We start from the raw sequence: 20,621 nt of genomic DNA, 5'->3' as shown, positions 1-20,621 counted from the left end.
CGACGACGCCGCGTGGGCGGGCCGTCGGGTGCGGTCGTCGCCGGGTGGGGTCACGGGACGGCCGTCAGTCCTGGAGCGCGGCCGCGAGGAGCTCGATCGTCTGCGTGCGGCCGGGGGTCGCGTCGAGGGACTCGTCCGCGCGCGAGCCTGCGACGGGCACGATCATGACCTCGTCGACGCCGTGCCGGGTGGCGAGCTCGCGCACGCGGCGGGCCGCGGCCTGCGGCTCGTCGACGATCCAGCGGTCGAGCATCTCGTCGGCCATCTGGGACGTGAGACCGTCGAGCGGCGTGGACGCGGCGTCCTCGACGCTCTCCTGTGCGCCCAGCGGCTTGCCCGAGCGCAGGCGGGCCATCATGCGGGCCTGCGGCAGAGCGCGGGCGCGGGCCTCGTCGAGCGTCGGGGCGACCGACACGTTGACCGTCAGGAACGTCTCCGGCGTCGGGTGCTCGGCCGACGGGCGGTAGCCGTCGCGGTAGAGGGCGAGGATCTCGTCGATGCCGGCGCCCGAGAAGTGGTTGGCGAACACGTACGGCAGGCCGAGCTCGGCCGCCAGGCGCGCGGAGTAGTCGCTCGACCCGAGCAGCCACACGGTCGGCACCGACTCGGCGGCCGGGGTCGCGTGGACGTCGTAGACCTGACCGGTCGTGAGGCGGACCGAAGCGCCCTCGGCACTCATGAGCGAGCGGATGTCCTGGACGTGCTGGGGAAAGCGGTCGACGTCGGACGTCGGGCCGCTGCTGCGCAGCAGGGCGGTGACGACCGGGTCGCTGCCGGGCGCGCGCCCGATGCCCAGGTCGACCCGCCCCGGGGCCATGGCCTCCAGGACCGCGAACTGCTCGGCGACGACGAGCGGCGCGTGGTTGGGCAGCATCACGCCGCCCGACCCGACGCGGATCCGCTCGCTCACCGCGGCGGCCGCCGAGATCATGACGGGCGGTGCCGACGCCGCGACCGCGGGCATGTTGTGGTGCTCGGCGAACCAGTAGCGCGTGAAGCCGAGACGGTCGGCGAGGCGCACGAGGTCCAGGGAGGCGGCGATGGCCTGGGCGGAGGACTGTCCCGAGCGGACGGGGACGAGGTCGAGGACGGAGAGGCGCGGCGAGGTAGTCATCGCCAGGTGCAACCCCGGGATACGGCTGGGGTATTCCTGCGCAGCCGCTGGGTGCGGAGCGGGTGTCGTCGATCACTCGCTCCGGCGACACGTACTCCGCACCCAGCGCGCGGCCGAGGGCCTAGCGTGCGGCGAGCGCCTGCTCGACGTCCTCGATCAGGTCGAGCGGGTCCTCGAGGCCGATCGACAGGCGCACGGTCGTCTCCGCGATCCCGACGGCGGCACGCCCCTCCGGACCCAGCTTGCGGTGCGTCGTGGTCGCCGGGTGCGTGATGAGCGACTTGGCGTCACCCAGGTTGTTGGAGATGTCCACGACCCGCAGGGCGTCGAGGAACTGGAACGTGCGCTTCTTGAGGAGCTCGGGGTCGGTGTGCGGGTCGTCGGCGCCGGGCACGTCGAGGTTGAACGTGACGACCGTCCCGCCGCCGCTCTGCTGGGCCTTGGCGAGCTCGACCTGGGGGTGCGAGGCGAGGAACGGGTAGCGCACGGCCGTGATGCCGGGCAGCTCCTCGAGCGCGGTCGCGACGTGGAGGGCCGAGGCGTTCTGCGCCTTGACGCGCACCGACAGGGTCTCGAGCCCCTTGACGAGGACCCACGCGTTGAACGCACTGAGCGAGGGGCCGGTGTTGCGGATGAAGGTCTGGACGGGGCCCTTGACGTACTCCTCGGAGCCCAGGATCGCGCCGCCCAGCACGCGGCCCTGCCCGTCGATGTGCTTGGTCGCCGAGTACACGACGACGTCGGCGCCGAGCTCGAGCGGCTTCTGCAGCACGGGGGTCGCGAACACGTTGTCGAGCACGACGACGGCACCCGCGGCGTGCGCGAGGTCGCTCACGCGGCGCACGTCGATCACGTCCTGCATGGGGTTGGACGGGGTCTCGAAGAAGACGACGTCCGCGGGGGTCGACAGCGCCTCCTCCCACTGGGAGAGGACGTGTCCGTCGACGTAGTCGGTGCGCACGCCCCACTTGGCGAAGATCTCGTCGAAGATCACGAGCGACGAGCCGAACAGCGCGCGGGCCGCGACGATGCGCGACCCGGCCCCGACCAGCGCCGCGAGGGACGTGAAGACCGCGGACATGCCCGACGCCGTGGCGTAGCAGGCCTCGGCCCCCTCGATGAGGCGCAGCCGCTCCTCGAACGTGTGCACGGTCGGGTTGCCGTAGCGCGAGTAGATGAAGCGGTCGACCTCGCCCGTGAACGCGGCCTCGGCCTCGGCGGCGCTCCCGTACACGTAGCCCTGCGTGAGGAAGAGCGCTTCGCTCGTCTCCTCGAAGTTCGTGCGGGCGTGGCCGCCGCGCACGGCGAGCGTGTCGGGGCGGACCGAGCGGGGGAGCGGGCCTCGCCCCGAGCCGCCCGGGATGCCGGCGGGGATGCGGAGCACGCCGTCCCCGGTCGCGGCGCTCACGACTGCGTCCAGGGCAGGCCCGCGGCGCGCCAGCCGTCGGAGCCACGGTGACCGGCGTCGTCGAGCCCTCCCTCGAAGCCCTCGAGGACGTTGTACGCGGGACCCAGCCCCGCGGCGGTCGCGGCCTTGGCCGCGCCGATCGAGCGGGCTCCCGAGCGGCACAGGAAGACGACCGGACGCTCAGGGCTCAACCCGGCCGCGGTGAGCTCCGCGACGAACGCCGCGTTGGGGCGGCCCGTGACGTCGACCCACTGGGTCAGGACGGGCTCACGGCCCGTCGAGGCAAGATCGGGGATCCCGACGAAGCGCCACTCGGCGTCGGTGCGGACGTCCACGAGGACGGCGCTCGGGTCGCTCTGGAGAAGGGCCCACGCCTGCTGGGGCGTGATGTCGCCGGCGTAGCCGTCGGCGGGCCGGGCGTCGGGGACCGGGGCAGCGGTCGCGCGGTCGGGGGCACTCATGGTGATCCTCCATCGGTCGTGGCGGTAGCACCCTCGCCCGTCACCGGGGGGTTGCTGCGGCGTCATCGTGCCAAGTCACTCAGCCGCTCTGGATGGTTGCGTCGGATCGTACGCCACCGTGACCACGGAAAAGAACAGGTGTCTCGCAGGGTGGTCGGGCTAGGTTCCTGCCCATGAGCCACCTCCCCGAACCGGACCGCGCGCCCGACCAGGCCGAGGAGCTCCTGGCCGGAGGGAACTCGACGACCGTGGTGCGGCGCGGTGAAACCGTCCGGCGGACCGCAGGGCCCTGGACGCCCACGGTCCAGGCGCTCCTGCGGCACCTGCGAGCACAGGGCGTCACCGAGGTGCCCGAGCCGCTGGGGACCGACGACCAGGGCCGCGAGGTGCTGTCCTTCCTCACCGGTGACGTCGCGCACTACCCGCTGCCCGAGTGGGTCTGGGACGAGTCGGTGCTCCGTGACGCGGGCGCGCTGCTGCGGCGCGTGCACGACGCGAGCGTCGGGTTCCTCGCCGCGGGCGGTGCGCCCGCGCCACCCGTCTGGCAGACCGCACCGCACGAGCCCGCCGAGGTCGTGTGCCACAACGACGTCGCCCCGTACAACCTGGTCTTCCGCGACGGGGTCGTGGTCGGGCTCATCGACTTCGACACCGCGAGCCCCGGCCCCCGGATCTGGGACCTGGCCTACCTGGGCTACCGGCTCGCGCCCCTCGTGGCGGATGCCGCGGAGGGGGAGGGGGGCGACGCCGTCGGGCGCTTGGACCCGTTGGCGCGGCTCGACACCCTGGTCTGCGCGTACGGGATGCCGTACTCGCGTCGCGAGGTCCTGACCGTCGTGGTCGCTCGCCTCGACGAGCTCGCGGCGTTCACGGACGAGCGTGCGGCCGCGACCGGACGCGACGACTTCCGGGCGCACGCGACCATGTACCGGGCCGACGCGCGACGTGTCCAGGCACTCGCGGACGCGTCGCCCCGCTGAGCCGGCCCGCCCGCCTGACAGACCGCACTGACCACCATCCGAGACGCGGTGCCCACCGGTTGACACGCTCTGCGGGCCTCGACCATCCTGGACACCAGGTCATGAGTGCCAGCGCAAAACCCCGGTTTGCTGGCCGGCAACCCTCCTCCGCGGTGGGGTGCCCCGGGTGACGACCAGGTCCCTCTCTATCTGGAGGGGGGCAAGCGCGGAGGGGCCGGCACGGCGAACTCCGACGACCACCGGAGGACGTGCCATGAGCGCACACGCAGTCATCGAAGCACCCACCTCGTGTGCCGTGCTGCCCGTCGTGGGCAGCGACACCCTGGTCCCCCTCGTCGACGGGCGCAGCGTCCCGTACGCGAACCTCGACGTCGCGGCCTCGGCCCCGGCGCTCCAGGTCGTGGCCGACCGGGTCAACGAGGTCCTGCCGCTGTATGCGAGCGTGCACCGCGGCGCGGGCTACCTCTCCCAGGTGTCGACGGCCCTCTACGAGGCCGCCCGCCAGACCATCGGCGCGTTCGTCGGCGCGCGCGAGGACGACGTCACGATCGTCACGCGCAACACCACGGACTCCCTCAACCTCCTCGCGGGCTGCGTCCCGGTCCAGGCGGACGGCTCGCCGGGGCGCGTGCTCGTCCTCGACGTCGAGCACCACGCGAACCTCCTGCCCTGGCAGCGCACGGGCGGGGCCACGGTCCTCGTCGGTGGAGCGACGGTCGCCGAGACCCTGTCGGGCCTGCGCGCCGAGCTCGCCCGCTTCCCGTACGCGCTCGTCGCGGTCACGGGGGCGTCGAACGTCACGGGCGAGTCGCTGCCGCTCGCCGCGGTCGTGGCCGCGGCGCACGACGCCGGCGCGCGCGTCCTGCTCGACGGCGCCCAGCTCGTCCCGCACCGGGGCGTCTCGCTCGCCGCGAGCGACGTGGACTACGTCGCGTTCTCGGGGCACAAGACGTACGCGCCGTTCGGTGCGGGCGCTCTCGTCGGGCGCCGCGACTGGCTCGACTCCGGCACGCCCTACCTCGCCGGTGGCGGGGCGGTGCGCAACGTGACGCTCGACGGCACCACGTGGCAGAGCGCCCCGGCACGGCACGAGGCCGGGTCGCCCAACGTGATCGGCGCGGTCGCGCTCGCCTCGGCGTGCGACGCGCTCGCGGCCCTCGAGCCCGGCGAGCTCGTCGCGCACGAGACCGAGCTGCGGGCCCGCCTCGTCGAGGGGCTGGAGGCGATCGACGGCGTGCGCGTCGTGCGGGCCTGGGCCGACGCCGTCGACCCGGTGGGGGTCGTGACGTTCTCGGTCGACGGCTCGGACGCGGGGCTGGTCGCGGCCTACCTGTCGGCCGAGCACGGCATCGGCGTGCGCGACGGCCGCTTCTGCGCGCACCCGCTCCTGGCCCGGCTGGGCTTCCCGGCCGGGGCGATCCGGGCGTCGATCGGGGTGGGCACCACGGGCGAGGAGATCGACCGTCTCGTCACCGCGCTGCGCACCTGGGTGAGCGAGGGGGCCAAGGCCCGGTACGAGGTCGTGGACGGCTGCTGGGTCGTGAGCGACGACCCGCGTCCGCTCCTGCAGGTCGCGGGGCTCTCGGGCCTGTTCGCGACGGCCGCCGCAGGCAACATCACGGCCGCCGTGGGCTGCGGACCAGCCCCCGCGTGAGTACCCTCTGACCTGCGAAGACGTTGCCTGGAGCGCAACGTTCACCGGGGCGTCACCTCGTCGTTCACGAACGACCGCTCCGTGGTCTTGGCGGCGACGCCTGCGTGTGTTCTGATATGCGCTGTGCAGCACGATGTCCACCTAGAAGGCCACGGGTTCCGCCTCGAACCCCTGGCTGTCGCGCACGCCGGTGCGCTGGCCCAGATCGTCGATCCGTCGATGTGGGCAGGCATGAGTACGACCCTCCCCGAGGGGGAGGTCGGGATGGTGAACTTCATCGAGGACACCCGCGCCACCCGCGCGCTGACGGCCTTCGCCGTCGTCGACGCGGGCTCGGGTCTCGTGGTGGGGAGCACCGCTTTCCGTGACCTGTCGCTCGACGACAGGCGCGTGGAGATCGGGCGGACCTTCTACGCCCGTTCCACGTGGGGGAGCCTCGTCAACCCGGTCTCGAAATGGTTGCTGCTCCGACATGCGTTCGAGTCGTGGGACGTGCACCGCGTGGGGTTCCGGGTGGACGCGCGCAACGCGCGCTCGCTCGCCGCGATGCGTCGCCTCGGCGCCTACGAGGAGGGCGTCATGCGGGGTCATCGCACGGCGCCCGACGGGACCCGTGCCGACTCGGTGTGCTTCTCGATCCTGGCGCACGAGTGGGCGGGCGTCGAGCTCGGCCTGCTCGACCGCATCGCGAGCCCGCGCATCGTGCCCGTGCTCGGCCCGGTCGGGCTGACCGATGCCGGGGAGCCCGATGCCGGGGCGCTCGGTGCCGCGGTGCCTGTGGGGCCGCCGGTCCTCACCGTGGTGCCGCCCGTCGGCGAGGTCCCGCTCGGAGGGGGCTTCGACGTCGTGGTCGCGGCCGGCCCGGGCGACCTCGCCGCGGTCCCCGACCTGCCCCCGGTCATCGCGCTCTGACCTTCGCCGCGTCCACCCTGTCCACAGCACCGCCCCGGGACCCGCAAGCGGGTCCCGGGGCGGTCCTCGTCGGGGCGTCAGTCCTTCTTGAAGGCGTCCTTGACGTCGTCGCCGGCCTGCTTGACGTTGGCCTTCGCCTGGTCAGCGTGGCCCTCGGCCTCGAGGCGCTCGTTGCCGGTCGCCTTGCCGGCGCCTTCCTTGACCTTGCCCTTGGCCTCTTCGGCACCGTGCTTGATCTTGTCTCCCAGTCCCATGGGGTTCCTCCCTCGGTGGTGGTGGCTGCTTCCCGACGACCGTAGGCAGGGGTCGCGGGGACTCGCATCTCGGGTGACGGGCGGTCCACGAGACCTTCACAACTGGTCGGGCAGGATGACCGGATGGAGAACGACGTCGTCCTGGAAGGGTTCGGGCTGCGGCTCGAGCCGCTCGCCGCGCAGCACGCGCCCGCGCTCGGCGCGTTCGTCGACGACGCCCTGTGGGCGGGGATGTCATCGCCTACGCCGCGCGGTACGTCAGCGATGTCCGCCTACGTGCGCGAGGCGGTGGCGGCGCCGGGGCGCCTGGCGTGGGCCGTCGTCGGGCCGGTGGCTCCGGGGTCCGCGCCCGACGGCGCCACGTGCGTCCGCGGCAGCACCTCGCTCTACGAGTGGTCGCCCGCCCAGCGGCGCGTCGAGCTCGGATCGACCTTCTACGACCGACCCTGGTGGGGCGGCGTGACCAACCCGGCGTGCAAGTACCTGCTGCTGCGGCACGCGTTCGAGGTGCTCGACGTCGAGCGCGTCGCGCTGCGGGCCGACGCGCGCAACGCGCGGTCCATCGCGGCGATCCGGCGCCTCGGGGCCGTACCCGAGGGGGTGCTGCGCAGCCACCGCGTCGCGCCCGACGGGTCGCGCGGCGACACCGCCTACTTCTCGATCCTCGCGGACGAGTGGCCGGGGGTCCGCGACGGGCTGCTGGAGCGGCTGCATCGCCTGGGCACCGCGCGGCGGGCGAGGTGACGGGCCGACCTGAGGCGCCCCTGTGGCCTCTTCGCCCGAACCTCCTTAGGTTGGAAGGATGCCTCCGCGGACCTGCGACGGGCTGACCGAGCGCTGGAGGGCTGTTGACGACCGAGGACGCGCGACCGGCAGGACCCGCGGTCGACCCCGACGACAGAGCCTTCTTCGGGCACCCCCGAGGCCTCTCGACCCTGTTCGGCCTCGAGGTCTGGGAGCGGTTCTCCTTCCTCGGGATGCAGGCGATCCTCGTCCTGTTCTTCACCGCGTCGGTCGCGGACGACGGGCTCGGCATGGCCGCCGGGCCCGCGGCCTCGATCGCGGCCGGGTACGGGACCATGGTCTACCTGGTCTCGGTCGGCGGCGGGTGGATCGCGGACCGGGTCCTGGGCTCGTACCGCGCGGTCCTGTGGGGCGGCATCCTCATCGCGTGCGGGCACTACACCATGGCGATTCCCGCCGAGCTCTCGACGTGGCTCGGCCTGGTCCTCATCAGCCTGGGCACGGGCCTGCTCAAGCCCAACGTGTCGACGCTCGTGGGCAAGCTCTACTCGACCACCGACGAGCGCCGGGACGCCGGGTTCGCGCTCTACTACATGGGCATCAACGTCGGGGCGTTCTTCGGCCCCCTCGTCACGGGATGGCTCGGCGCCGACGTCGGCTGGCACTGGGGCTTCTCGGCCGCCGCGATCGGCATGACCGCCGGAGTGGTCCAGTACGTCGTGGGCCGCAAGCACGTCCCCGGGCACGGGCGCGGCCCCGAGGCGCCCCTGCCGCCGGCCGTGATGCGCCGGACCCTGTGGATCCTGGGAGGGGTCGCGGCCGGGGTGGTGGTCCTCGCCGTCGGGCTCGCGCTCGTGGGGCGACTCAGCATCGCGGGCGTCGTCGACGCGCTGACCGTGGTCGCGATGGCCGCGCCGATCGTCTACTTCACCGTCATGTTCCGCAGCCCGCGCGTGACTGGCGAGGAGCGCGGCAGGCTGCGCCCGTTCCTCGTGCTGTGGTTCGCGTCGGTCGCGTTCAACTTCGTGCTGTTCCAGGCGTACAGCGTCCTGATCCTGCTGGCCGACCAGCACGTCGAGCGCACGATCTTCGGGTGGGAGGCCCCCGCGGCCTGGTTCAGCTCGTTCCTCGGTGGCGTCGAGGTGCTCGTCGCGCCCGTGGTCGCGGCGCTGTGGACCTGGCTCGGACCGCGGCAGCCGCACGCCTCCAAGAAGATCGCGATCGGCGCACTCCTCGGTGGGCTGTCCTACCTGGTCCTCGTGCCCGCCGTGACGGGGCAGAGCGGCGACTGGAAGATCGCCGTGTGGTGGCTCCTGGCCTCGCTCCTGCTGCTGGGCCTCGGTGACGTGCTGCTGCAGACGACGGGCCTGTCCGCGACGACCAAGCTCGCGCCCGCGGCGTTCTCGAGCCAGTCGATGGCCGTGTGGTTCCTGTCGATCGCGCTCGCCAACGGCATCCAGGCGCAGACCGTCAGGTTCTACGGCGAGATCCCCGACGGCCTCTACTTCACGCTCAACGGGGCCGTGGCCGTGCTCGTCGCGGTCGTCGTCCTGATCCTCTCGCCCTGGATGAAGCGGACCATGCACCCCGTCCACTGACCCAGCACCACCCGCACCACCCGATCGACCCAGCACCGGAGGAACGACCATGCGGTACGTGACCGAGCTCCCGTTCGAGACCACGGTCGAGGACCACTGGATACCCCTCGCCGACGGCACGCGCCTCGCCGCGCGCGTGTGGCGACCGGTCGACCCCGCGCCCGTCCCCGCGATCCTGGAGTACCTGCCCTACCGGCTGTCCGACTGGACCGCCCCGCGTGACGCGCAGCGTCACCCCTACTACGCGGGCCACGGCTACGCGTCGGTGCGCGTCGACATCCGCGGCAGCGGGAACTCGGACGGGCACCAGGACGACGAGTACTCCCCGACCGAGCTCGCGGACGGCGTCGCGGTCGTCGAGTGGCTCGCGTCGCAGGAGTGGTGCAGCGGCAAGGTCGGGATGTTCGGCATCTCGTGGGGAGGGTTCAACGCCCTGCAGGTCGCGGCCCTCGCACCCGAGGCGCTGCGCGCGATCGTCACGGTGTGCTCGACCGACGACCGCTACGACAACGACGTCCACTACACGGGCGGCTCGGTGCTTGCGGTCGACATGCACGCGTGGGCCGCGACCATGCTCGCGTTCTGCTCCCGGCCCCCGGACCCGGCCGTCGTGGGCGACCGGTGGAAGGAGCAGTGGCTCGACCGCCTCGAGCACACCGAGCCGTTCGTCCACACCTGGCTCGACCACCAGGTGCGCGACGACTACTGGCGCCACGGCAGCGTCGTCGAGGACTACTCGGCGATCAAGGCCGCGGTGCTCGCGGTCGGCGGGTGGAACGACCCCTACCGCGACACGGTCCTGCGGCTCGTCGCCGCAGGGGACCAGGCGGCCGACGGCGACCGCGCCCTGGGCGGTCCGGTCCGGGGCATCGTCGGTCCCTGGTCGCACCAGTACCCCGACCGCGGCCTGCCCCCGGGCCCCTCGATCGGCTTCCTCCAGGAGACCCTGCGCTGGTGGGACCAGTTCCTCAAGGACGAGGACACGGGCGCCCTCGACGAACCGGTGCTGCGCGCATGGGTCACCGAGTCCGTGCCGCCCGCCACGGTCTACGACGAGCTGCCCGGCCGCTGGGTCGGGGAGGAGCGGTGGCCGTCGCCGCACGTGCGTCCCACGGCCCTCCCGCTCGCGGGAGCGCCGGGCGGAACGGACGACACCGACGACGCCCTCGGCCGGGTGCTGCGCACGACCGCCCCGCTCGTCACGCACCTTCCCGCCCACCCGGGCCCAGCGGGCGGCGAGCTGGGGGCCCTGGCGGACGTGCCGCCGTCGTGCCTCGTGGCTTCTCCCCAGCACACCGGGATCGACGCGGGGCGCTTCTTCCCGTTCGGCAACGACGCGGACCTGCCGCCCGACCAGCGCGAGGAGGACGGGCGGTCCGTGTGCTTCGACTCGGCCCCGCTCTCCCAGCGGCTCGAGATCCTGGGCCGGGCACGGGTCCGACTGCGGCTGTCGTGCGCGGGCGACAAGGGGCAGGTCGTGGCACGGTTGTGCGACGTGGGCCCCGACGGCTCCTCGACGCTCGTGACCCGCGGCGTGCTCAACCTGTCGGCCCGCGAGGGGCGCGACCGCGTCGTCCCCTGGGAACCCGGTACGACGCGCGACGTGACGTTCGAGCTCAGCGGCGTCGGGTACGCCCTCGCCCCCGGGCACCGGCTCCGGCTCGCGGTCTCGTCGGCGTACTGGCCGTGGGTGTGGCCGCAGCCGGGCGGTGCGGCGCTCGCGGTCGCGCCCGCGGGCAGCTCGCTCGAGCTCCCGCTGCACGACGGCGCGGCTCCCGGCGGGCACCCGGTCGTCACCTTCGAGGAGCCCGAGCAGGCGCCCCCGCTCGGGGTCGTCTACCCGGAGGACGCCGACCAGCGACCCGAGCGGCGCGTCGTGCGCGACGTCGCGGCCGACGAGTGGCTCCTCGAGGTCGACCCGCGGTACGGCGGGACGCGCATCTACCCCGACGGGCTCGAGTTCACCGAGGACGCGCTCGAGCGGTACTGGATCGGGCGCGACCCGCTGAGCGCGCGCACCCGCTCCGACTGGAAGGTGCGGCTGCGCCGACCCGGTGCCACGCCGGCCGACCTCGCGTGGGACGCGAGCATCGTGACGCGCTCGGAGATCACGTGCGACGCCGAGTACTTCCACACCGACGACGAGGTCGTGGCACGTGACGGCGACGACGTGGTGTTCGAACGTCGGTGGCGGCGCAGCATCCGGCGCACCGCGGGGTGAGCTCCGCCGAGAAGTGAGCAGACGCCCCTGATCTGACCCGACCAGGGGCGTCTTCTCACTTCTCGGCGAGCGGCAGGAGCAGCGTTCAGCGCGGCGTGACCGTCCCGCCGAGGTGCCGCTTGCCGCTCTTCCCGTTCCACCCCACGTACGTGAAACCGCCCGGGTGAGCGGCGTCGTCGGGCGTGCGGGTGATCGCGACCTGGACCGTGCCCGGGAGCAGGACCGGCTTCTCGAACTCGACCGTCCAGTCGTAGGCGTCGCCGCGCGCGGCGCCGACCTCGGCCAGCGCGCGGGCCGCCGTGTACATGCCGTGCGCGATGGTCCGCGGGAAGCCGAACGCCTTGGCGCCCAAGGTCGAGGTGTGGATGGGGTTGCGGTCGCCGGAGATCGCGCCGTAGGCGCGCCCCGTCCCGCTGCCGAGCGCCCAGCGTGCGGTCGGGAACGGTGGCACGAAGTCCTCGCGGGGCACCTCGTCGGTCTGCTCAGGGAGCGGCTCCTCGCCCGACGGCAGCCGGAAGCCCTTGGCCAGGTACGTCGAGACACCGCGGTACGCGAGCTCGCCGCCCGTGCTCACCTCGGTCACGAGGTCCACCTGGACCCCGCGCCGGTGGGCGCGCAGGTTCTCGGCGGACGCGCGTACCTCGAGCACGTCGCCGACCCGCACGGGCCGGTGCACCGAGACCGCGTTGGACACGTGCACCAGCCCCAGCAGCGGCAGCGGGAAGTCGCCGCGGACCATGAGCGCGGTCGCGAGCGGGAACGCGAGCACGTGCAGGTAGCCGGCGGGCAGGGTGTCGTCGACGCGCTCGCCGACCAGCCGCTGGTACGCGGTCAGGTGCTCGGTCACGTCCGCGGTCGGGACGTCGGCGACGCGGTAGACGACGTCCGGCAGGACGACGTCGCGCGGCCCGGGCAGGACGCGCCCCACGGGGGAGCGCGTCACGGCGATCCGGCCCGACGACGCCACGCCCTTCGCGTACAGGCCGCCGAGCCCCGGCAGCGTGGGCAGCGTGACGAGACGCGGGTTGCGGCGCTCGGGGGCCTCCTGCTCGGCGGCCGTCACGCGCCCACCAGGCTCTGGCCGCACACGCGCAGCACCTGGCCGTTGACGCCCGCCGCGGCGGGGGACGCGAGGAACGCGATGGCCTCGGCCACGTCGATGGGCTGACCGCCCTGCTGGAGCGAGGACACGCGGCGCGCCATCTCGCGCTGGACGAGCGGGATGGAGGCCGTCATGTCGGTCTCGATGAACCCGGGCGCGACCGCGTTGGCCGAGCCGCCGAGCGGGGCCAGGAGGCGCGCGGTCGCCCGCGTGTGCCCGATGACCCCGGCCTTGGAGGCACCGTAGTTCGTCTGGCCCCGGTTGCCCGCGATGCCGCTCGTCGAGGCGAGCGAGACGATGTGCGGGGCCTCCGAGAAGCCGTTCGCGCCCAGCAGGTACTCGTTGATCCGCAGCTGCGAGAGCAGGTTGACCGCGATCACGGCGTCCCACTTGTCGGGGGACATGTTGGCGAGCAGCTTGTCGCGCAGGATCCCGGCGTTGTGGACCAGGATGTGCAGGCCGCCGTGGCGGGTCCGGGCGTGCTCGAGGATGCGGGCTCCCGCGTCCTCGGCCGTCACGTCGAGCTGCAGGGCCGTGCCCTTGATCTCGTTGGCGACCTTCGCGAGGGACTCGCCCGCAGCGGGGACGTCGACCACGACGACCGTCGCGCCGTCGCGTGCGAGCGTGCGGGCGATGGCCGCGCCGATCCCGCGGGCCGCGCCCGTCACGACCGCGACGCGCCCCGCGAGGGGACGGTCCCAGTCGGTCGTGGCCTCGGCCGCGGCCGGGCCCACGTGCAGGAGCTGCCCGTCGACGAACGCCGAGCTGCCCGACAGGAAGAACCGCAGCGTGGCCAGGGCCGACGTCGAGTCCGGTGCGGCATCGGCCGTGAGCTGGATGCCGTTGGCCGTGGCGCCCGCGCGCAGCTCCTTGGCGAGCGAGCGCAGGAACCCGTCGACGCCCTGGCGGGTGGCGGCGAGCAGGGGCGTGTCGTCGTCGGCCGGTGCACGCGAGACGGTCACGACGCGCCCGCCCGGCGCGAGGCGGCGCAGGTTCGCGCCGAGCTCGAGCACGGGGGCCGAGAAGTCTGCGGGGCTGGTGGCGCCCGTCAGGACGACCACGATCGCCCCCCAGCGGGTCTCCCCGTCGCCGGCGTTCTGCCGGACGTCGAGGTCCCACCCGAGCAGGGCCTGCGCGACGGCGTTCGTGTCCTTGGCCGAGCCGGGCTCGCCGATCACGAGCACCGGGCCGGGCACGAGCGGGTCGCCCGGGCGGTAGCGGCGCAGGACCGCGGGCCGGGGCAGACCGAGCTTCTTGGCGAGGGTCTTGGTGAAGCCGGAGTTCACGGCGGACAGGTACTTGTCGGTCATGGTGGGCTCCCTCAGCTCTCGGTGCTCTGTGCGGGCGTGACGGCCGGGCTCGCGGTGCTCTCGAGGATCGCGGCGAGGCCCAGGCCACCGGCCGCGCAGATCGAGATGAGCGCGCGGGCCGGGCGGCCCGTCTCGCGCGCCTTGTCGGCCACGAGCTTCGCGGCGGTCGCGACGATGCGACCGCCGGTCGCGGCGAACGGGTGCCCCGCGGCCAGCGACGACCCGTGGACGTTCAGACGAGAGCGGTCGATCGACCCGAACGCGCCGTCGAGGCCGAGCTCGGTGCGGCAGTAGTCGTCGTCCTCCCATGCGGCCAGGGTCGTCAGGACGGTCGAGGCGAAGGCCTCGTGGATCTCGTAGAAGTCGAAGTCCTCGAGTGCCAGGCCGTTGCGGGCGAGCAGGCGGGGGACCGCGTGCGCCGGGGCCATGAGCAGCCCCTCGTGGCCGTGCACGAAGTCGACCGCGGCGGACTCGGCGTCGACCACCCGGGCGAGGACGGCCAGGTCGTGCTCGGCGGCCCACTCGCGCGACCCGAGCAGGACGACCGAGGCGCCGTCGGTCAGGGGCGTCGAGTTGCCGGCGGTCATCGTGGGCCCTGTCGGCAGAGCGGGTCCTCCTCCCTCGCTCGCCGCCGCCCCGTGCGTGGGTGCGCTCGGCGTGAGGTGCTTGCCGAAGACCGGCTTGAGCGACGCGAGCCTCTCGGCGGACGAGTCGGCGCGCATGTTCTGGTCCTGCGTCAGACCGCGGAACGGGGTCACGAGGTCGTCGAAGAACCCCGCCTTCCATGCGGCGGCGAGGTTCAGGTGGCTGTTCAGGGCGACCTCGTCCTGCGCCTCGCGGCTGATGCCCCAGGCCGCGGTCGTGATCGCCTGGTGCTCGCCCATCGACAGCCCCGTGCGGGGTTCTCCCGTGCTGGGCGTCGACGGCGCCAGGTCGCCCGGGCGCACCGCTGCGAAGGCCTTGAGGCGAGCGCCCAGGGTCTTGGCGTGGCTGGCCTTGAGCAGCGCCTTGCGCAGTCCTTCGCTCACGGCGACGGGCGCGTCGGACACGGTGTCGGAGCCGCCCGCGACGCCCGACTCGATCTGCCCGAGCCGGATCTTGTTGGACACGGTCACGACGGCCTCGAGGCCCGTGGCGCATGCCTGCTGGAGGTCGAACGCGGGGGTCTGCGGGGAGAGCGACGAGCCGAGGACGGACTCACGGATCAGGTTGAAGTCGCGCGAGTGCTTGAGCACGGCACCGCCGACGACCTCGCCCAGGCGCTCGCCCTGGAGGCCGTAGCGCGCCACGAGCCCTTCGAGGGCGGCCGTGAACATGTCCTGGTTGCTGGCTCCCGTGTACTTGCCGCCCGCACGGGCGAACGGGATGCGGTTGCCGCCCAGGACGTAGGCGTCGCGAAGGGCGGGAGTGCGCCCGGGCTGCTCGACGGGCAGCGCGTCCGGCCGCTCGTCGGTTCCGGGGGTGGTGGTCTGGGGTGTCTTCGGGGTGGCCACTTCGCCTGCTCTCTCTCGCGTCGTTGCTGAGGGTGGGGACCGCGGGCGCGATCCACGCGGTGTCCAAGACCCACAGTACCTGATACTCTCGGTACCGTGAGGTGGGTCACACCCCTCGCTCCCTGCGCCCCGGCGGTCCCCGCCTCGAGGGGGCGCCGCCCGGCCGGCCACTCGCGGACCGCCGGACGGACGACCAGGGACGACACCGACGTCGGGCACCACTGGAGGACTGCGTGATCAACGGCGACACGAACGGACGAGCCGGGAGACCCCGCACTGCCGTGCTCTCTCGCGACCCCGGACGCACCGCGCCCCCCGCCCCCGTGACCGACGGCCGCTCGACCCGCTGGGACGACCACCGCGCCATCCGTCGCGCCGAGCTCGTGCACGCGGCCCGCAAGGCCGTCCACAAGGGCGGACCCGGGGTCTCCATGGACGAGATCGCGGCGGCCTCGGGCACGTCCAAGTCGATCATCTACCGCTACTTCGAGGACAAGACGGGGCTGCAGATCGCGATCGGCGCCTCGGTCGTCGGACAGATGCACGACGCCCTGACCCAGGCCGCGGAGTCCGCCGAGACCCCGCGCCGTGCGCTGCGCGCCATGGTCGGCGTCTACCTCGAGATGATCGCGAGCTCGCCCAACGTCTACTACTTCGTGACCCGCACGGGCGCGATCGCGGGCACCGACGGCACGGCCCGCACCGCCTCCGCGCCCCTCGCGGCGTTCCTCGACTCCGTGACCCAGCTCGTCGCCCAGCCCTTCACGCGCGCGACCGACGTGAGCCCCGCCGACGCCGCCGCGTGGGCCGCGGGCGCCGTCGGCTTCGTGCGCGGCGCCGGCGAGTGGTGGCTCGGGAACCACGACGGGCCCGACGCCCCCGACCGTGACGAGCTCACCGAGCGCGTCGCCGCCTGGCTGTGGGGCGGACCCGTCGGGGTCATGGCCCGCGGGCGGGGCGCAGCGCCCGCCGCGGAGGACACCGCCCCCTCGACCGACGACCTCTGAACCTCTCTCATGGCTACCACCGGCACACAGGAGTCCCGATGACCACCACCTCAGACCGCACCACCGCCCGCGACACCCGCGGCGACGGCGCAGCCGCCTCCACGTCGATCCCCGCCGCGGGCGTCACACCCTCGATGCCTGCGGGCGAGGTCCGCATCGCCGTGGCCGACCTCTCCCACCAGCTCCTGGGCCGTTGGGCGGACCTGCGGGCCAAGGCTCGCGCGACCGCCGGCGAGGAGCGTTTCCACCGCATCGAGGGACTCTCGCTCACCGAGCACCGCGAGCGCGTCATGGACCAGGTCAAGGCGCTCGTCGAGATCGGGCAGGTGCACCGCGGGTTCCCCACGCGGCTCGGCGGGCAGGACGACGCGGGCGGCAACCTCGCCGGGTTCGAGGAGCTCGTCGCCGCCGACCCCTCGCTCCAGATCAAGGCGGGCGTCCAGTGGGGTCTGTTCGCGTCGGCGATCCTGCACCTCGGCACGCCCGAGCAGCAGGACCGCCTGCTGCCGGGTGCGATGGACGCCTCCGTCCCCGGCGCGTTCGCCATGACCGAGACGGGCCACGGCTCGGACGTCGCCTCGATCGCGACGACCGCGACGTACGACGTCGCGACGCAGGAGTTCGTCGTCCACACCCCGTTCCGCGGGGCGTGGAAGGACTACCTCGGCAACGCGGCCGTCAACGGGACCGCGGCGGTCATCTTCGCGCAGCTCGTGACGAACGGCGTCAACCACGGCGTCCACGCGTTCTACGCGCCCATCCGCGAGACCACTGCTGACGGAGGGGCCGGTGCTTTTCTGCCCGGCGTCGGCGGGGAGGACGACGGGCTCAAGGGCGGGCTCAACGGGATCGACAACGGGCGCCTGCACTTCACGCACGTCCGCGTCCCGCGCGAGAACCTCCTGGCCCGCTACGGCCAGGTCGCCGAGGACGGCACGTACACCTCGCCGATCGACAGCCCCGGGCGCCGCTTCTTCACGATGCTCGGCTCTCTCGTCCAGGGCCGCGTCTCGCTCGACGGTGCCGCGATCACCGCATCGAAGCTGGGCCTCGCGACCGCGGTGACCTACGGCAACCAGCGCCGCCAGTTCAACGGCGCGTCGGCCGTCGACGAGGTCGTCCTCCTCGACTACGGCACCCACCAGCGCCGTCTCCTCCCGCGCATCGCGCAGACGTACGCGATGCACTTCGCGCACGACCGTCTGCTCGACCTGTTCGACACCGTGTTCTCGGGGGAGAACGACACCCCCGAGTCGCGCGAGGACCTCGAGACCATGGCGGCCTCGCTCAAGCCGATGAGCACGTGGTTCGCGCTCGACACGCTGCAGGAGGCACGCGAGGCCTGCGGCGGCGCCGGGTTCCTCACCGAGAACCGGCTCACGAGCCTGCGAGCCGACCTGGACGTCTACGTCACGTTCGAGGGTGACAACACGGTCCTGCTCCAGCTCGTCGCCAAGCGGCTCCTGGCCGACTACGGCAAGGAGTTCAAGGACATCACGCCCGGGCAGATGGCCCGGTTCGTCGTCGAGCAGGCCGCCGACGCCGCGCTGCACCGCACGCCGCTCAAGCGCGCCGCGCAGACCCTCGCGGACGTGGGCGACCCGCGCCGCGCCGTCGGGCACCTCAAGGACGTCGGCAACCAGCGCGACCTGCTGACCGACCGGGTCGAGACCATGGTCGCCGACGTCGCCGCGGCCCTGCGCCCGGCCCAGAAGGCCACGCCCGAGAAGGCCGCCGAGCTCTTCAACGAGCACCAGCACGAGCTCATCGAGATGGCGAAGGCGCACGCCGACCTGCTGCACTGGGAGGCGTTCACGCAGGCCCTCGACACGATCGAGGACGCGGGCACGCGCCAGGTCCTCACGTGGGTGCGCGACCTGTTCGGGCTCACGACCATCGAGCGCAACCTCGCGTGGTACCTCATCAACGGGCGCCTGTCGGCGCAGCGCGCGCGCACCGTCAGCGGGTACGTCGACCGCCTCGTCGCCCGCCTGCGGCCGCACGCGCAGGACCTCGTCGACGCCTGGGGCTACGGCCCCGAGCACCTGCGCGCCAAGATCGCGTCGGGGGCCGAGCAGGTCCGTCAGGACGAGGCCCGCGAGTACTACCGGCAGCTGCGTGCGAGCGGCGACGAGCCCGTGAGCGAGAAGTCGATCAAGGCCCGCGAGAAGGCCGCGGCCAAGGCGGCGGCACGAGGCGGGTCGAAGGTCGCCCGTCGCTGACGCAATCTCGGTGCCGAGCACGAGGTTGAGGTCGTCATCCGGCCCGTTGCGGCCTCAACCCCGTGCTCGACCGCGTGCAACCTCGTGCTCGGCCCGGCTACGGGCGCACGAACGACCTCGGACCGACGGCGGAGCGGTACCGCCACCGAGGGAACCGGGACCCGCCCGCCCGACCTGACGACCACCAGCCGTCAGGTCGGATCGGCGGGTCGCGTCATTCCTGTTGACGCACCTCGTGGACTTCGCCAGGCTGCACCGATGGCACCCGATCCCGTCCCTGACGCACCCGACCCCGACGCCCCCGCGTCGGCAGGGGCCGCCCCCGCACGCCCGACGCCCACCGACCTCTGGCCTCCGTCCGGCCTGCGCGTCGTCTCGGGGGACCTCGAGCTGCGTCACCTCGACGAGGACCTCCTGTACCGGCTCGCTGCCGTCGGCGGCGAGGGCATCCACGACGAGGGGTTCATGCCCTTCGCGTTCCCGTGGTCACGCGGTTCGGCGGTCGAGGTCGGTCGCAGCATCCTGGCCTACCAGTGGGGTGCGGCGTCGCGGATCGCACCCGCGTCCTGGGCGGTCGAGCTGGCCGTGGTGCGCGACGGGGAGGTGCTGGGCGTGCAGGCGCTCACGGCGTCGGACTTCGTGGTGACCCGCACGGCGGAGTCCGGCTCGTGGCTGGGGCGCCGGTACCAGGGGGCCGGCGTCGGCACGCTCGCGCGGCTCATGATCCTCGAGCTCCTCTTCACGGGGTTCGACGCCCGGACGGCCACGACGTCGGCCTGGGAGGACAACGCTCCCTCCCACGGCGTCACGCGCAAGCTCGGCTACCGGCCCAACGGCACCGAGACGCTCGCCCGCGAGGGCAAGCCGGTGGTCAACGTCCGGTACCGCCTCGACCGGGCGGACTGGGACGCGCGCCCGGCGGCGCTGCGCCCCGAGGTGACGCTGCACGGCGTCGGACCGGTCAGGGAGATGCTGGGCCTCGACTGAGCGCGGCGTGCGAGCCGGGGCGCCGGATGCCGGGCGCCGGGTGCCGACCATGCGGTTGCTGTCGGTCGAGCATGCGGTTGGCGTCCGGATCCGGCCGATTCTCGACGCCAACCGCATGTTCGGCACCGAGAGGGGCGGGGTCGGCCGAGGCTAGGCGGTCGGGTTGCAGCGCGCCGCGGCCGTCGCCAGGAACCCGACGTCCGGGCGCCACGGCTCCAGGTTCCACGTCTTCTTGTCGGTCGCGCCGAGGGCGTGGCAGTCGAACTGGTCGCGCATGGTCGTCGAGGCGGCCTCGGGCTCGCTCGCGACGAGCTGGGCCCAGGCCGTCGCCTCGCCCACGATGCCCGACTGGCGCGCCCACGGCGTCGGGTCGACCGCGAGCGAGCGTCCGCCCTCGCGGTTCCCCCAGGTCGCACTGCGCACGCCCTGCGCGCCGAGCCACGTGGTCACGGTCCAGCCCTGCGCCGGACCGGCACCGTCCCCTGTGGCGCCCCCGGTGCCCGACGGCGTCGCCCCCCGGGCCTTCGCGTGCACCTCCGCGCGGGTCGGCGCCACGACCACGACTCCTGCGCGGCCTGCTGCTCCGGACGTCTCCGTCGCCTCCGGCGCCGACAGCCCGCCGAGCGGGGTGCCTGCGGCGTCGAGGACGGTGACGCTGCCGTCGCTGTTGCGCACCAGGGAGCCGTCGGCGGGGGAGACGAGGTCGATCGTCGCGGGGACCGCGGTGCTCACGGCGTCGCTGCCGTCGGCCGTGCCGGTCGGGGTGCCGCCCGACGAGGCGACGGGCGCCGCCTCGTCGGCGGGCAGCGCGAACGTGACGCGGCTCGACGCGTCCTCGTCCGGGGTGACCGTGACGGCCTCACCACCGCCGGTCCCGTCGGCTGCCACGATCGGCACCGTCAGCACGAGCTCGATCCCGTCGGCCGTGAGGGCCTGCGTCACGGTGGCCCGCTCGGGTGAGGGTGCCGTCGAGGGTTCTCCCGACGCGGCCCCCTCGGAAGCCGCGGACGCGGGCGGGACGGGAGCGGCGCCGTCGGGCAGGGAGCAGCTCGTCGCCAGGGCGGCCACGACCACGCCCACCACCGCGACGGTGGCGTGCGGGCGGGGGCGACGGAGAACGAGGGAGGTCACCGTGCGAGGCTATCTCCGCTCGC

17 protein-coding genes and 2 riboswitches are annotated in these 20,621 nt (G+C 73.6%); of the genes, 9 read left to right on the top strand and 8 right to left on the bottom strand.

From position 1 onward, the window contains the following. Window positions 1-64: 64 nt before the first annotated feature. From WFH32_RS07290 to WFH32_RS07280, 3 genes are all read right to left on the bottom strand, one after another. Window positions 65-1,114, bottom strand: a complete 1,050-nt coding sequence (locus WFH32_RS07290; RefSeq protein ID WP_191795537.1) for an LLM class flavin-dependent oxidoreductase — start codon at window positions 1,112-1,114, stop codon at window positions 65-67. Between the two features lie 121 nt (window positions 1,115-1,235). Then, window positions 1,236-2,498: an O-succinylhomoserine sulfhydrylase gene (locus tag WFH32_RS07285; protein ID WP_336706825.1), complete on the bottom strand. Its 1,263-nt coding sequence runs from the start codon at window positions 2,496-2,498 to the stop codon at window positions 1,236-1,238. Window positions 2,499-2,518: 20 nt separating this feature from the next. Continuing rightward, complete coding sequence (locus tag WFH32_RS07280; protein ID WP_336706729.1) at window positions 2,519-2,983, bottom strand: rhodanese-like domain-containing protein; 465 nt, start codon at window positions 2,981-2,983, stop codon at window positions 2,519-2,521. 6 nt (window positions 2,984-2,989) lie between these two features. Continuing rightward, a riboswitch (SAM riboswitch) is annotated at window positions 2,990-3,082 on the bottom strand. Between the two features lie 74 nt (window positions 3,083-3,156). On the opposite strand from WFH32_RS07280, the gene WFH32_RS07275 reads away from it, so the two are divergent. The 3 genes from WFH32_RS07275 to WFH32_RS07265 all read left to right on the top strand — a co-directional run bounded on the left by WFH32_RS07275 (window position 3,157) and on the right by WFH32_RS07265 (window position 6,529). Then, window positions 3,157-3,963, top strand: coding sequence for a phosphotransferase enzyme family protein (locus tag WFH32_RS07275; RefSeq protein WP_336706728.1), 807 nt, complete (start codon window positions 3,157-3,159; stop codon window positions 3,961-3,963). Between the two features lie 97 nt (window positions 3,964-4,060). Further along, window positions 4,061-4,175, top strand: a riboswitch (SAM riboswitch). A 41-nt stretch (window positions 4,176-4,216) separates the two neighbouring features. Then, window positions 4,217-5,617 carry an aminotransferase class V-fold PLP-dependent enzyme gene (locus WFH32_RS07270; RefSeq protein WP_336706727.1) on the top strand — a complete coding sequence of 467 codons (1,401 nt, stop codon included), beginning with the start codon at window positions 4,217-4,219 and terminating at the stop codon, window positions 5,615-5,617. 81 nt (window positions 5,618-5,698) lie between these two features. After that, window positions 5,699-6,529 carry a GNAT family N-acetyltransferase gene (locus WFH32_RS07265; RefSeq protein ID WP_318244011.1) on the top strand — a complete coding sequence of 277 codons (831 nt, stop codon included), beginning with the start codon at window positions 5,699-5,701 and terminating at the stop codon, window positions 6,527-6,529. A 77-nt stretch (window positions 6,530-6,606) separates the two neighbouring features. Here WFH32_RS07265 and WFH32_RS07260 read toward each other — a convergent pair whose 3' ends face one another. After that, on the bottom strand, window positions 6,607-6,783 hold the full coding sequence (locus WFH32_RS07260; protein WP_138826384.1) for a CsbD family protein: 177 nt from the start codon (window positions 6,781-6,783) through the stop codon (window positions 6,607-6,609). 123 nt (window positions 6,784-6,906) lie between these two features. Here WFH32_RS07260 and WFH32_RS07255 point away from each other — a divergent pair, with 123 nt between their 5' ends. The 3 genes from WFH32_RS07255 (at window position 6,907) to WFH32_RS07245 (ending at window position 11,346) form a co-directional block, all read left to right on the top strand. Beyond that, complete coding sequence (locus WFH32_RS07255; RefSeq protein WP_336706726.1) at window positions 6,907-7,527, top strand: GNAT family N-acetyltransferase; 621 nt, start codon at window positions 6,907-6,909, stop codon at window positions 7,525-7,527. 104 nt (window positions 7,528-7,631) lie between these two features. Then, window positions 7,632-9,125, top strand: coding sequence for a peptide MFS transporter (locus tag WFH32_RS07250; RefSeq protein WP_225227836.1), 1,494 nt, complete (start codon window positions 7,632-7,634; stop codon window positions 9,123-9,125). A gap of 49 nt (window positions 9,126-9,174) precedes the next feature. Further along, the gene (locus WFH32_RS07245; protein ID WP_336706725.1) at window positions 9,175-11,346 is read left to right on the top strand and encodes a CocE/NonD family hydrolase; all 2,172 of its coding nucleotides are present in this window, start codon (window positions 9,175-9,177) and stop codon (window positions 11,344-11,346) included. A gap of 85 nt (window positions 11,347-11,431) precedes the next feature. Here the strand turns inward: WFH32_RS07245 and WFH32_RS07240 are convergent, their stop codons facing one another. Genes WFH32_RS07240 through WFH32_RS07230 form a run of 3 tightly spaced genes read right to left on the bottom strand, consistent with a single transcriptional unit; the run spans window position 11,432 to window position 15,251 of the window. After that, the gene (locus WFH32_RS07240) at window positions 11,432-12,409 is read right to left on the bottom strand and encodes a MaoC/PaaZ C-terminal domain-containing protein (protein ID WP_336706724.1); all 978 of its coding nucleotides are present in this window, start codon (window positions 12,407-12,409) and stop codon (window positions 11,432-11,434) included. Next, window positions 12,406-13,758 carry a 3-oxoacyl-ACP reductase gene (locus WFH32_RS07235; protein ID WP_191795529.1) on the bottom strand — a complete coding sequence of 451 codons (1,353 nt, stop codon included), beginning with the start codon at window positions 13,756-13,758 and terminating at the stop codon, window positions 12,406-12,408. Before WFH32_RS07235 ends, WFH32_RS07240 begins: the two co-directional genes overlap by 4 nt. Window positions 13,759-13,769: 11 nt before the next feature. Beyond that, the gene (locus tag WFH32_RS07230; RefSeq protein WP_442946314.1) at window positions 13,770-15,251 is read right to left on the bottom strand and encodes an acetyl-CoA C-acetyltransferase; all 1,482 of its coding nucleotides are present in this window, start codon (window positions 15,249-15,251) and stop codon (window positions 13,770-13,772) included. Between the two features lie 281 nt (window positions 15,252-15,532). Between WFH32_RS07230 and WFH32_RS07225 the strand changes: the two genes are divergently transcribed. From WFH32_RS07225 to WFH32_RS07215, 3 genes are all read left to right on the top strand, one after another. Then, window positions 15,533-16,258, top strand: a complete 726-nt coding sequence (locus WFH32_RS07225) for a TetR family transcriptional regulator (protein ID WP_191795527.1) — start codon at window positions 15,533-15,535, stop codon at window positions 16,256-16,258. Window positions 16,259-16,296: 38 nt separating this feature from the next. Then, window positions 16,297-18,480: an acyl-CoA dehydrogenase family protein gene (locus WFH32_RS07220; RefSeq protein ID WP_336706723.1), complete on the top strand. Its 2,184-nt coding sequence runs from the start codon at window positions 16,297-16,299 to the stop codon at window positions 18,478-18,480. Between the two features lie 258 nt (window positions 18,481-18,738). Then, the gene (locus tag WFH32_RS07215; protein ID WP_336706722.1) at window positions 18,739-19,467 is read left to right on the top strand and encodes a GNAT family N-acetyltransferase; all 729 of its coding nucleotides are present in this window, start codon (window positions 18,739-18,741) and stop codon (window positions 19,465-19,467) included. 150 nt (window positions 19,468-19,617) lie between these two features. Here the strand turns inward: WFH32_RS07215 and WFH32_RS07210 are convergent, their stop codons facing one another. Beyond that, entirely contained in the window at window positions 19,618-20,598 is a 981-nt protein-coding gene (locus WFH32_RS07210) for a DUF2599 domain-containing protein (protein ID WP_336706721.1), read from the bottom strand. Between the last annotated feature and the right edge of the window lie 23 nt (window positions 20,599-20,621).

Source organism: Oerskovia sp. USHLN155 (assembly GCF_037145535.1).
In the GTDB taxonomy this organism is placed as follows: domain Bacteria; phylum Actinomycetota; class Actinomycetes; order Actinomycetales; family Cellulomonadaceae; genus Oerskovia; species Oerskovia rustica.
Note: the sequence above shows the minus strand (reverse complement) of the source record. Positions and strands in the feature narration are given on the sequence as shown.